This is a genomic window from Streptococcus parasuis (genome assembly GCF_021654455.1).
GTDB classification, from domain to species: Bacteria; Bacillota; Bacilli; order Lactobacillales; family Streptococcaceae; genus Streptococcus; species Streptococcus parasuis.
In genome coordinates this window covers 999,499-1,011,980 of record NZ_AP024276.1, presented here as the reverse complement: position 1 = coordinate 1,011,980, position 12,482 = coordinate 999,499, and the positions used below count along the sequence as shown (strand labels likewise).

General features: G+C 41.6%; 12 protein-coding genes. 11 read left to right on the top strand and 1 reads right to left on the bottom strand.

The features are described 5' to 3' along the window. Positions 1–97 precede the first annotated feature (97 nt). Complete coding sequence (locus L6410_RS05055; protein ID WP_024397511.1) at positions 98–883, top strand: helix-turn-helix domain-containing protein; 786 nt, start codon at positions 98–100, stop codon at positions 881–883. A 606-nt stretch (positions 884–1,489) separates the two neighbouring features. Here the strand turns inward: L6410_RS05055 and L6410_RS05050 are convergent. Further along, positions 1,490–1,864 (bottom strand): NUDIX domain-containing protein, encoded by a 375-nt coding sequence (locus L6410_RS05050; RefSeq protein WP_237396470.1) that lies wholly within the window; start codon positions 1,862–1,864, stop codon positions 1,490–1,492. 335 nt (positions 1,865–2,199) lie between these two features. On the opposite strand from L6410_RS05050, the gene L6410_RS05045 reads away from it, so the two are divergent. From L6410_RS05045 to L6410_RS05000, 10 genes are all read left to right on the top strand, one after another. Then, entirely contained in the window at positions 2,200–2,514 is a 315-nt protein-coding gene (locus L6410_RS05045; RefSeq protein ID WP_237396687.1) for a YdcP family protein, read from the top strand. Between the two features lie 16 nt (positions 2,515–2,530). Continuing rightward, on the top strand, positions 2,531–2,911 hold the full coding sequence (locus tag L6410_RS05040) for a YdcP family protein (RefSeq protein WP_006906982.1): 381 nt from the start codon (positions 2,531–2,533) through the stop codon (positions 2,909–2,911). Positions 2,912–2,946: 35 nt separating this feature from the next. Continuing rightward, positions 2,947–4,323 (top strand): FtsK/SpoIIIE domain-containing protein, encoded by a 1,377-nt coding sequence (locus L6410_RS05035; RefSeq protein ID WP_237396468.1) that lies wholly within the window; start codon positions 2,947–2,949, stop codon positions 4,321–4,323. A 210-nt stretch (positions 4,324–4,533) separates the two neighbouring features. After that, positions 4,534–5,715, top strand: a complete 1,182-nt coding sequence (gene mobT, locus L6410_RS05030; RefSeq protein WP_198017395.1) for a MobT family relaxase — start codon at positions 4,534–4,536, stop codon at positions 5,713–5,715. A gap of 38 nt (positions 5,716–5,753) precedes the next feature. After that, positions 5,754–5,975, top strand: coding sequence for a hypothetical protein (locus L6410_RS05025; protein WP_006906978.1), 222 nt, complete (start codon positions 5,754–5,756; stop codon positions 5,973–5,975). Between the two features lie 15 nt (positions 5,976–5,990). Continuing rightward, positions 5,991–6,488: an antirestriction protein ArdA gene (locus tag L6410_RS05020; protein WP_006906977.1), complete on the top strand. Its 498-nt coding sequence runs from the start codon at positions 5,991–5,993 to the stop codon at positions 6,486–6,488. 84 nt (positions 6,489–6,572) lie between these two features. Further along, the gene (locus tag L6410_RS05015; RefSeq protein WP_006906976.1) at positions 6,573–6,965 is read left to right on the top strand and encodes a conjugal transfer protein; all 393 of its coding nucleotides are present in this window, start codon (positions 6,573–6,575) and stop codon (positions 6,963–6,965) included. Further along, entirely contained in the window at positions 6,949–9,396 is a 2,448-nt protein-coding gene (gene tcpF / locus L6410_RS05010) for a conjugal transfer ATPase TcpF (RefSeq protein ID WP_237396465.1), read from the top strand. Before L6410_RS05015 ends, tcpF begins: the two co-directional genes overlap by 17 nt. 2 nt (positions 9,397–9,398) lie before the next feature. Next, positions 9,399–11,474 (top strand): FUSC family protein, encoded by a 2,076-nt coding sequence (locus L6410_RS05005; RefSeq protein ID WP_237396463.1) that lies wholly within the window; start codon positions 9,399–9,401, stop codon positions 11,472–11,474. Next, a complete protein-coding gene (locus tag L6410_RS05000; protein ID WP_006906973.1) occupies positions 11,471–12,472 on the top strand; it encodes a bifunctional lytic transglycosylase/C40 family peptidase in 1,002 nt (333 codons plus the stop codon). The genes L6410_RS05005 and L6410_RS05000 overlap by 4 nt, the downstream gene beginning before the upstream one ends. Positions 12,473–12,482: the final 10 nt, after the last annotated feature.

Below are 12,482 nucleotides of genomic sequence, written 5' to 3'. Positions count from 1 at the left end.
TTTAACACCAATTTTCCATTTTGTCAAACATGTTAAACGATATTTGCAAACAAAAATATAAAATGGTATAATTGGTTAAACAAACAAGGAGACAACCATGATACTAGGCGAAATATTAAAAGAATACCGAAGCAAACATTCATTATCAATGGATAAATTTGCGGAGCTATCTGGTTTAACAAAGGGATATATTTCCATGTTAGAAAAGAACCAACATCCCAAAACCAAAAAAGCTCTTTTGCCGACAATGGATACACTTGAAAAAGTAGCAAAAGGAATGTCCATATCTGTTGGGGAATTGATTGAACAGTTAGACACCAATCAAGGCATTGCTTTGACAATAACTCCTGGGCAATTCAAGCTTTTTCAGCAGCCTATCCATCCTCAGGTCCAGCTCTTGGATAAAGAGTTACAAGAACCATTTCACAGTCAATGGTTAGCCTTTGGTCAAGAACAGTTACTGGCTATGCGGGAAACTAGTCAGACAAACATTCTGCAAATGGATGATTACCGTGATCGGGTTGAGTTAGCCGTTCCAGGTAAAGTCTCTGCTGGTACTGGTTATTGGCAGGATACTGATTTGAATAACCTAGTATCATTCTTCAGTGATGACATTCCAGACAGCCACACATATGATACAATCGCCCAAGTAGTTGGTGATTCCATGGCTCCACAGATTCAAGATGGAGATTATTTATTTATTCGATTAACCCCACATATTCCATTAAATGCCATTGGGATTTTTTCCGTAAATGGGGAAAATTTTGTTAAAAAATTTAAAGGCGACTACCTACAGTCACTCAATCCAGACTATGATGATATATATTTTAATGCAGATGACGATATCCGTCCAATTGGTCAAGTGGTTGCAATTTATGAGTAAAAAAAGGAGGCTTACTCGCCTCCCTTTTCTTTTAACGGAAAAGTCTCTCATCTGATGACTATTGACAATTGATACTCTTTTCAAAACCAAAATGAACCGGTGTCAACTTTTAATCTTGATAGAGTTGATTTAATAAGTAAATTAATTATTTAGCTACCCTTATGTCGATTGATTGTCCTCTACTATTTTATTTAAAGTGTGGAGATTGCTTATTATTATTGAAAATTTTTAGAGGTTTTGATTTTACTATTTCTCAACTTGTATGCTGAAAAATGAATCGTTATGGTATGAAAATATTAGCCTTCATTTAGATTGAACTGGGTAACTGGGCTAATGTCAGGTACAAATGCTATGCATTATAAAACACTACATTCCAAATAACATTGGAAAACCGACGAAAGACTTTTCCCCTACTAGAATCTGTAACTTTTTTGCCAAAGATTCAGAATCCTAGTAGTATATACACACCTATGAACGCTAATAGACTCCTTTCATTAGGTCAGATGGCGCTCAGCATCTTTAAATTTCTTATTTCCTTTTTTCAAGTAGATTATACCACTATTGTAAAGCGTTTTCAAATAATTATGTGCTCCAAATTCAATTTTTTTAACTTTCTTTTGCTTTTACAAAAGATTCCCACATTTTTTGTTGCGGCTTAGCAAATGGGTAGGTAGGAAAATCTTCTACAGAAACCCATTTCAATTCTTTTGATTCTGGAAGGTTAAGTGTTTCCGCCACACCTTCTACCATTTCTATCTGCCATTTGCGGTGACTAAAAATGTGCTGGACGATGCCAAATTCTTGCTCTTGCCAATTAACAGTCAGACCATAAAGTTCCGTAAAGCTCTGCCGAATATCTGGCTGAACAACTTCTTCTGCAACTTCAAAGAGAGAGACTTGTTTGTCAACGATTGCTCCTTTTTCCAAAAGCGGAAAAGACCAGAAACCTGATAGAAGACCTGCTTCATTATTTTTTTGCATAAAAAACATCATAAAATCCCAATTATCTGCATAAACACTGGAGACACTGCACCTTATCAAGGATAAAACCAATTAAATTACTACTGATTTACTACGTATGAATGAGCTTTGGTACGACGATTTTCCTTGAAAGGTGAAGATTTAATAGATACCTCCAGCACAAATTGAATATTCATAAAGGTAGACACTTCAACAATGAGGTGTCTATTTTTGTATTTAATTTGAAAGGTCGTGATAATGATGGAAAGAAAAACTTTGGAAAGGAAATGTCGTTCTCCTACGAAAGATACGCTGAAAACATAAAAATCAATAGATCACAGAAAGGGCGAAAAAATATGGAACTAAAATTTGTTATTCCCAACATGGAAAAGACTTTTGGAAACTTAGAATTTGCCGGTGAGGATAAAGTCATACAAAGAAGAATCAACGGACAGCTTACGGTCTTATCAAGAAGCTACAACCTCTATTCCAATGTGCAGAGAGCAGACGATATTATCGTGATACTTCCGGCAGAAGCAGGCGAAAAGAACTTTGCCTTTGAGGAAAAAGTAAAACTCATCCATCCCCGTATCAGAGCAGAGGGATATAAAATCGGCACACGAGGATTTACCAATTACATTCTGGAAGCCGACGACATGATAAAGGCATAGAAAGCGAGGAAAAGAAATGAGATTAGCAAACGGTATCGTCTTAGAAAAGGAAGCGACATTTGGAGAGTTGAAATTCTCCGCACTTCGCCGTGAGGTACGCATTCAAAAGGAAGATGGCACGCTTTCGGAAGAAATTAAGGAGCGTACCTATGACCTCAAATCCAAAGGACAGGGACGAATGATTCAGGTGAGCATTCCTGCAAGCGTTCCGCTGAAAGAATTTGACTATAACGCACATGTAGAGCTTATCAATCCGGTAGCCGATACGGTAGCGACCGCAACCTTTCAGGGAGCAGAGGTGGACTGGTATATCAAGGCAGATGATATTGTGCCGGCGAAGGATTCAGGAAATTTCAAGAGGGAAGCTCCTAAAAAAGAACCCATATCTGAAAAGTAAGGTAAAGAACGCAAATCGAAAGGAGAAACAGGCACATGAAACAGTGGCTTCTTTCCGGTAAACGGATTCGACCAAGCGATAAGGATTTGGTCTTTCATACAGCCGTATCAATATTCCTGCCGGTTTTTATTCTTGTTGTTGCCCTGTTTCATGCAAAGACAATCTCAGAGATAAACTGGCAGGATTTTCATTTACCAAAAGCAGGTGAAATCAATGTTCCCTATCTTTCCATAAGCTGTATTAGCTCCGGTGTTATCTGCCTGCTGCTTGTTTTGGTGATTAAACGCTATCGCTATGACTGGATAAAACAGCTCTATCATCGTCAGAAATTAGCCAGAATGATACTGGAAAACAAATGGTATGAAGCAAAGCAGGTAAAATCAGAGGGGATTTTTAAAGATTCTTCCAGCCGGACAAGAGAAAAGATAAGCTACTTCCCGAAAGTCTATTACCGCATGAAAAACGGTCTGATTCAGATACGTGTAGAAATTACGCTGGGCAAGTATCAGGAACAGCTCCTGCATTTGGAGAAAAAGCTGGAGAGCGGCTTATATTGTGAGCTGACCGAAAAGGAGCTGAAAGATTCCTATGTGGAATATACCCTGCTTTATGACATGATTGCCAATCGTATTTCCATTGACGAGGTACAGGCAAAAAGCGGAAAGCTACGCCTTATGAAAAATATATGGTGGGAATATGACAAGCTCCCTCATATGTTAATTGCCGGTGGTACAGGCGGCGGTAAAACCTATTTTATCCTGACACTGATTGAAGCCCTGCTCCGTACAAATGCAAAGCTGTATATCCTTGACCCGAAAAATGCCGATCTTGCCGACTTAGGCTCTGTTATGAAAAAGGTGTATTTTCAAAAGGAAGATATCCTTTCCTGCATTGACAGATTCTATGAAGAAATGGTGAAGCGAAGCCTCGCCATGAAAGAAATGGAAAACTATAAAACAGGCGAAAATTATTCCTACTTGGGGCTTCCGGCTCATTTCCTGATTTTTGATGAATATGTCGCTTTTATGGAAATGCTGGGAACAAAGGAGAATACTGCCGTCTTAAATAAATTAAAGCAGATTGTCATGTTAGGTCGTCAGGCAGGATTTTTCCTAATATTAGCCTGTCAAAGACCGGACGCAAAATACCTTGGCGACGGAATCCGTGACCAGTTTCATTTCAGAGTAGCTTTAGGTCGTATGTCTGAAATGGGATACGGCATGATGTTTGGAAGTGATGTGCAAAAGGATTTCTTCTCAAAACAAATCAAAGGGCGTGGCTATGTTGATGTGGGAACAAGCGTCATATCTGAATTTTATACGCCCCTTGTTCCCAAAGGACATGATTTTTTAGAGGAGATACGGAAACTCACAGACGGCAGGCAGGACGCACAAAAGGCGTGCGAAGCGTAAGCCTTGCCGTGCGGACGGTTTGCCGGTTGGTGTGGCGGCAGCCACGCCAACCATTCAACCCCCCGTATCTAACAGGGGGGTACAAATCGACAAAAAACAATTTATTTATCATCTCTTATTCTTTACAGGACAAGGGATTATAGAAATTACGGCAGGTGTCAAGTGAGCTTTCAAAGTTGACATCTGCCTTTTTAGACAGGAGGGATTTTACTGGAGAAAGAAAATCATATCGAAAAGATAAAAGAAACACGATTGGCTTATGGTATTTCACAGAGCCGTCTGGCAACCGGAGCAGGTATTACAAGGCAGTATTTAAGTGATATTGAAACAGGGAAAGTCATACCGTCAAAGGAACTGGAACATGTACTCTTTGAAACCTTGGAACGGTTCAATCCTAACTCTCCGCTTGAGCTTATTTTTGACTATGTAAGGATTCGCTTTCCGACAACAGATGTCAGATATGTGGTAGAACAAATCCTGCGATTAAAGCTGTCCTATTTTCTTCATGAGGATTACGGCTTCTACTCCTATTCGGAGCATTACGCTTTAGGAGATATATTTGTTCTCTGTTCATCGGAGCTTAGTAAGGGTGTGCTGGTAGAACTAAAGGGACGTGGGTGCAGACAGTTTGAAGCCTATCTTCTGGCACAGGAGCGAAGCTGGTATGAATTTTTCATGGACGCCTTATCGGCTGGCGGTGTGATGAAGCGACTGGATTTAGCCATCAATGACAGAACCGGCATTTTGAATATTCCCATGCTTACCGAAAAATGCAGGAATGAGGAATGTATCTCCGTCTTTCGCAGTTTCAAAAGCTACCGAAGCGGTGAACTGGTACGCAAAGATGAAAAGGAATGTATGGGAAATACTCTCTATATTGGTTCTCTTCAAAGCGAAGTTTACTTTTGCATTTATGAAAAGGACTATGAGCAGTACAGGAAGAATCATATTCCCATCCGTGAAGCGGAAGTGAAAAACCGCTTTGAAATCCGTCTGAAAAATGAGCGTGCCTATTATGCCGTTCGTGACCTGCTTATCTTTGACAATCCGGAGCAGACCGCCTTTAAGATTATCAACCGCTATATCCGTTTTGTAGACAGGGATGATAACAGACCTCGCTGTGACTGGAAATTGAATGATGAATGGGCTTGGTTTATCGGCAATCACCGTGACCGCTTAAAACTCACGACAAAACCGGAACCCTATACCTATGAGCGAACGCTAAACTGGCTGGCTCGTCAGGTCGCTCCTACCTTAAAGGTGGCACTAAAGCTGGACGAAATCAATCAGACACAGACGGTAAATACTCTGCTTGCACATGCAAAGCTGACGGACAAGCATAAGCAGATTCTCAAACAACAGTCAGCAAATATCAAAAATGTCATTGTATGACACAAATTCATTTTTAACAGAGAGGAGAATATTTTTCAATGAACTTTGGACAAAATCTTTATAACTGGTTTTTATCGAACGCACAATCACTGGTGCTTTTAGCTATTGTTGTGATTGGCTTATATCTTGGCTTTAAGCGTGAATTTTCCAAACTTATCGGCTTTCTTATCATTGCGATTATTGCAGTAGGACTGGTATTCAACGCAGCCGGTGTCAAGGACATTTTACTGGAGCTGTTCAATAAAATTATTGGAGCTTAGAGAGGAGGAAAATGAATGGACGATATGCAGGTATATATTGCCAACCTCGGCAAATATAACGAGGGGGAACTCGTGGGAGCTTGGTTTAAGCTCCCCGTAGATTTTGAAGAAGTCAAAGAAAAAATCGGCTTGAATGATGAGTATGAGGAATACGCCATTCATGATTACGAGCTGCCCTTTGACATTGACGAATACACCTCCCTTGCAGAACTGAACCATCTTTATGAGCTGGTATGTGATCTGCCCGAAGAATTACAGTCAGAGCTTTCCGCCTTGCTTACGCACTTTCCCAGCATTGAAGAATTAAGCGAACATCAGGACGATATTATTCTGCATTCCGGCTGTGATGATATGGCAGATGTGGCACGCTACTACATTGAGGAAACGGGTATGCTTGGTGAAGTTCCGGCAAGTCTGCAAAACTATATTGATTATGAATCCTTTGGGCGTGACTTAGAGCTTTCAGGAACTTTTATCCATGCAAGCCGTGGGATTTTTGAAATTATCTACTGATGTCTGATGACACAGACAGATTGGTTTGACTTAAGGGGATAGTCCAAAAACTATCCCTTTTTATGAAAGGATAAAGAAATAAAAATGAAAAAAATACGAAGCTATACCAATATCTGGTCGGTGGAAAAGGTGCTTTACTCTATCAATGACTTTAAGCTGCCTTTCCCTATCACCTTTACGCAAATGACATGGTTTGTGGTGTCTGTATTTGCAGTCATACTTCTTGGGAATCTTCCGCCACTGTCTTTTATTGATGGGGCATTCCTGAAATATTTTGGAATCCCGGTCGTCCTGACTTGGTTTATGAGCCAGAAAACATTCGACGGAAAAAAGCCTTACGGATTTTTGAAGTCGGTAATTTCCTTTTGGTTCAGACCGAAGCTGACTTATGCAGGCAAAACCATACATTTAAGAAAAAACAATATGCAGGAAGCAATTACAGCAGTCAGGAGTGAATACGATGAAATATCCCATTAAATATATTGAAAACAATCTGGTCTGGAACAATGACGGGGAATGCTTTGCCTACTATGAACTTCTTCCCTATAACTATTCTTTTCTAAGCCCTGAGCAAAAATTACAGGTGCATGATTCTTTCAGACAGCTTATCGCACAAAACCGTAACGGGAAAATTCATGCTCTGCAAATCAGTACGGAATCCAGCATACGTTCCATTCAGGAAAATTCCAAAAAGGGAATCATCGGGAAATTAAAAGAAGTTGCCGAAAAAAGAATTGATGAGCAGACAGAGGCTTTGATTTCCATGATTGGAGAAAATCAGGTCGATTACCGCTTTTATATCGGCTTTAAGCTCCTTTTTGGCGAACAGGATGTATCCGTCAGGGAATTTACAAAAGAAGCCAAAAATGCGGCTTTGGATTTTATCTATGATGTCAACCATAAGCTGATGGGCGATTTTGTCAGCATGAGCAATGATGAGATTTTACGCTATTCAAAGATGGAAAAGCTGCTCTCGAACAAGATTTCAAGAAGATTTAAAATCCGACCATTAAATAAAGATGATTTCGGTTATCTCATTGAACACATCTATGGACAGACCGGCACAGCCTATGAAGATTATACCTACCATCTTTCAAAGAAAAAGACGGATGGAGAAACACTGGTAAAATACTATGACCTGATTAAGCCGACCCGTTGCCTGATTGAAGAAAAGCAGCGATATTTGAAACTGGAACAGGAAGATAGAACCGTGTACGTTGCTTACTTTACGATTAACAGCGTTGTCGGAGAACTGGATTTCCCATCAAGTGAAATTTTCTACTATCAGCAACAGCAATTCACGTTTCCGATTGATACATCCATGAATGTAGAAATTGTAGCCAATAAAAAGGCTTTGGGGACAGTCAGAAATAAGAAAAAGGAACTGAAAGATTTGGATAACCACGCTTGGCAGAATGACAATGAAACCAGCACCAATGTCGCCGACGCTTTAGAAAGTGTCAGTGAGCTGGAAAGCAGTTTAGACCAGAGCAAGGAATCCATGTATAAGCTCTCCTATGTAGTGCGTGTATCCGCTGATGATATGGATGAGCTGAAACGACGTTGTGATGAGGTGAAGGATTTTTACGATGATTTAAGCGTAAAGCTGGTGCGACCGTTTGGCGACATGTTGGGCTTGCAGGGAGAATTTCTGCCAGCCAGCAAACGCTATATGAATGACTATATCCAGTATGTGACTTCGGATTTTCTTGCCGGACTTGGCTTTGGGGCAACACAAATGCTTGGGGAAAAAGACGGAATCTATGTCGGTTACAATCTGGATACGGGAAGAAATGTTTATCTGAAACCGGCTCTTGCTTCACAGGGAGTAAAAGGCTCTGTGACGAATGCCTTGGCTTCCGCTTTTGTCGGCTCTCTTGGCGGTGGAAAATCCTTTGCCAATAATCTGATTGTCTATTATGCGGTGCTTTTCGGAGCACAGGCTCTTATTGTTGACCCGAAAGCGGAACGTGGAAGTTGGAAAGAAACCCTGCCTGAAATCGCTCATGAAATAAATATTGTCAATCTGACCTCTGAAAAGAAAAACATGGGATTACTTGACCCTTATGTAATTATGAAAAATCCAAAGGATTCAGAATCTCTTGCGATTGATATATTGACCTTTTTGACAGGGATTTCTTCCCGTGATTCCGACCGTTTCCCCGTCCTTAGAAAAGCCATTCGTGCCGTAACAAACAGTGAAGTAAGGGGCTTATTAAAGGTTATTGAAGAATTGAGAATTGAGGGAACGGATACCGCCACAAGCATTGCAGAGCATATTGAAAGTTTTACCGACTATGATTTTGCTCATCTTCTCTTTAGTGACGGTGAGGTAAAACAGTCCATCAGCTTGGAAAAACAGCTAAACATCATACAGGTTGCCGATTTGGTGCTTCCGGACAAGGAAACCGATTTTGAAGAATATACTACTATGGAACTGCTGTCTGTGGCAATGCTCATTGTTATCAGCACCTTTGCATTGGATTTTATCCATACGGACAGAAGCATTTTCAAGATTGTGGACTTGGACGAAGCATGGAGCTTTTTACAGGTGGCGCAGGGCAAGACCCTATCCATGAAATTAGTGCGTGCCGGTCGTGCCATGAATGCCGGTGTCTATTTCGTGACACAAAATACGGACGACCTCTTAGATGAAAAGCTCAAAAATAATCTGGGGCTGAAATTTGCTTTCCGCTCCACGGACATCAATGAGATAAAAAAGACTTTGGCGTTCTTTGGGGTTGACCCCGAAGATGAGTACAACCAAAAGCGTCTGCGTAACTTGGAAAACGGGCAGTGTCTAATCAGTGATTTATATGGGCGTGTCGGCGTGATACAGTTTCACCCTGTGTTTGAGGAACTGCTCCATGCCTTTGATACCAGACCGCCGGTAAGAATTGAGGTGTAAGCATGAAACAGCAAAATATAGCAAAAGTAGTCAAGCGAATTGGGAAAGTCATACTGATAGCAGGTGCGATTCTTATTGCCACCTTAGTATTTCTGTCTGTGGTCGGAACCGTAGTACACGCCGCAGGACTGGTTGACGATACGGTCAATACTGCCAATGAATACAGCAAATATCCGCTGTCAAACTACCAGCTTGATTTTTATGTCGATAATTCTTGGGACTGGCTGCCGTGGAACTGGACAGATGGCATTGGAAAGCAGGTCATGTATGGACTTTATGCGATTACCAATTTCATCTGGATAATCAGTCTGTATATCTCAAACGCCACAGGTTACTTGGTAAAAGAAGCGTATTCCTTGGATTTCATTTCTTCCACGGCGAATGCCATCGGAAAAAACATGCAGACCTTAGCCGGTGTTACTTCAGACGGTCTGTCATCAGAGGGCTTTTATGTCGGTTTTCTTTTGATTTTTATTCTGGTACTCGGTATCTATGTCAGCTATACAGGACTTATCAAAAGAGAAACGACAAAGGCGGTTCATGCGATTGTCAATTTCGTACTGGTATTTATCCTGTCCGCTTCCTTCATTGCCTATGCGCCGGATTACATTGCGAAAATCAATGATTTTTCGTCGGACATCAGCAATGCCAGCTTATCGCTTGGCACAAAAATCACCTTGCCGGATTCCGAAGCCAAAGGAAAAGACAGTGTGGATTTAATCCGGGACAGCCTGTTTTCCATACAGGTGAAACAGCCCTGGCTGCTGCTCCAGTACGGAACAACCGACATAGACAGTCTTGGCACCGACCGTGTGGAAAATCTTTTGTCCACAAGTCCCGATTCCAATAACGGTGAAGACAGGGAAAACATCATCAAAGAGGAAATTGAGGATAAAGATAATGCCAATATGACCATCACAAAGACAATCAGCAGGTTAGGAACGGTATTTTTCCTGTTCTTCTTTAATATTGGTATTTCCATCTTTGTCTTTCTTCTGACCGGCATTATGATTTTCTCACAGATACTCTTTATCATCTATGCCATGTTCCTGCCGGTCAGCTTCCTGCTCAGCATGCTGCCGACCTTTGAGGGCATGAGCAAAAGAGCCATTACAAAGCTCTTTAATACCATCCTGACCCGTGCAGGCATTACATTGATTATCACTGTTGCCTTTAGCATTTCCACCATGCTTTACAGTCTGTCTGCCGGTTATCCGTTCTTTATGGTTGCTTTCTTGCAGATCGTGACCTTTGCAGGCATTTATTTTAAGCTTGGTGACTTGATGAGCCTGTTTTCTCTGCAAAGCAATGATTCACAAGGTGTCGGAAGCCGTATGATGAGAAGACCCCGTATGCTTATGCACGCACAAATGCACCGCCTACAAAGAACATTAGGTCGTTCCATGACTGCTTATGGAGTAGGTTCTGCGATTGCCGGAAAAAGAAATCAGAAAAGAGATGGCTTAACACATTCTCCGAAAACACAAGCCGACCATAGCCGACCACAAAGTGAGCATTCGGCTTCACTGGGAGCAAAGCTCGGACAAGGTGTCGGAACGATAGCCGATACAAAAGACACGATAGCAGCATCTGTCAATCAATTCAGGGAACAGGTCACTGACCTGCCGACAAACGCAAGATATGCCGTCTTTCAAGGTAAAAACAAAATCAGAGAAAATATGAATGATTTTACCGGCGGTATCACTCAGGCAAGAACATACAGAGCAGACAGACGCAATCAGGAGCAGGAAGCAAGACGACAGACGATTGCGGAACGCCGTTTGAGGATGGAAATGGCAAAATCAGAGAACAGCGTAGCTTCATCTGTCCATGAAAGACCGATAATTAGGCAGGAACGAACGGCTCAGAAACAAGAACCACAAAAAACGATAAGAGAATTTCAATCAGCAAATATACAGGAATGGTCTGTCCAGAGAGCAAGCCGATTAAAAGAAAATTCAACACCGCTTAAAGCGAAAAGACAAGCTCCTGTTATTTCAAGAACACAGACTGTAAACACAAAAAGCAGACCGTTACAAACCGCCAGAATAAAAAAAGACCAAGGTAAGCCGTCATGAAATTAAAACATCTTCTCATCGGCTTTTCCTGTTTTTTCGTAGTTGTATTCTCGCTACTTTTGTTTATCACAATTTTATCTTCTGATGAACAGGATGGCGGATTTGGGAACAGTCAATTTGGCGGTGCGACCGTTTCCATGGAGGTTCTGGCACACAAGCCTATGGTAGAAAAATACGCCAAGGAATATGGTGTGAGTGAATATGTAAATGTATTGCTTGCCATCATGCAGGTGGAATCCGGCGGTACGGCAAAAGATGTCATGCAGTCTTCGGAATCGCTGGGGCTTCCTCCGAACTCATTGGATACGGAAAGCTCTATCAAACAGGGCGTAAAGTATTTCAGTGAGCTTCTGGCAGGCAGTAAGCGTCTGGAAGTAGATTTCGATTGTGTCATACAGTCCTATAACTATGGCGGTGGATTTTTAGATTATGTCGCCCGTCATGGCAAAAAATACAGCTTTGAACTGGCGCAGAGCTTTGCAAAGGAGCATTCCGGCGGTGTAAAGGTGGACTACCCCAACTCTATTGCCATCTCTATGAACGGGGGCTGGCGATACAGCTATGGAAATATGTTTTATGTAGCTCTGGTTAAACAGTATCTTGTGACATCGCAGTTTGATGATGAAACCGCACAGGCAATTATGAATGAAGCGCTTAAATATGAGGGCTGGAAATATGTATTTGGCGGTTCTTCTCCCACTACCTCTTTTGACTGTTCGGGACTGGTGCAGTGGTGCTATGGGAAAGCCGGTATCTCTTTGCCAAGAACCGCACAGGCACAGTATGACGCTACCCAACACATCTCTCTATCCGAAGCCAAGGCTGGAGATTTGATATTCTTCCATTCTACTTACAATTCCGGAACATACATTACCCATGTCGGAATCTATGTCGGCAATAACCGTATGTACCATGCAGGCGACCCGATCGGTTATACCGACTTGACAAGCTCCTACTGGCAGCAGCATTTGGCAGGAGCAGGACGAATCAAACGATAAGAAAGGAATA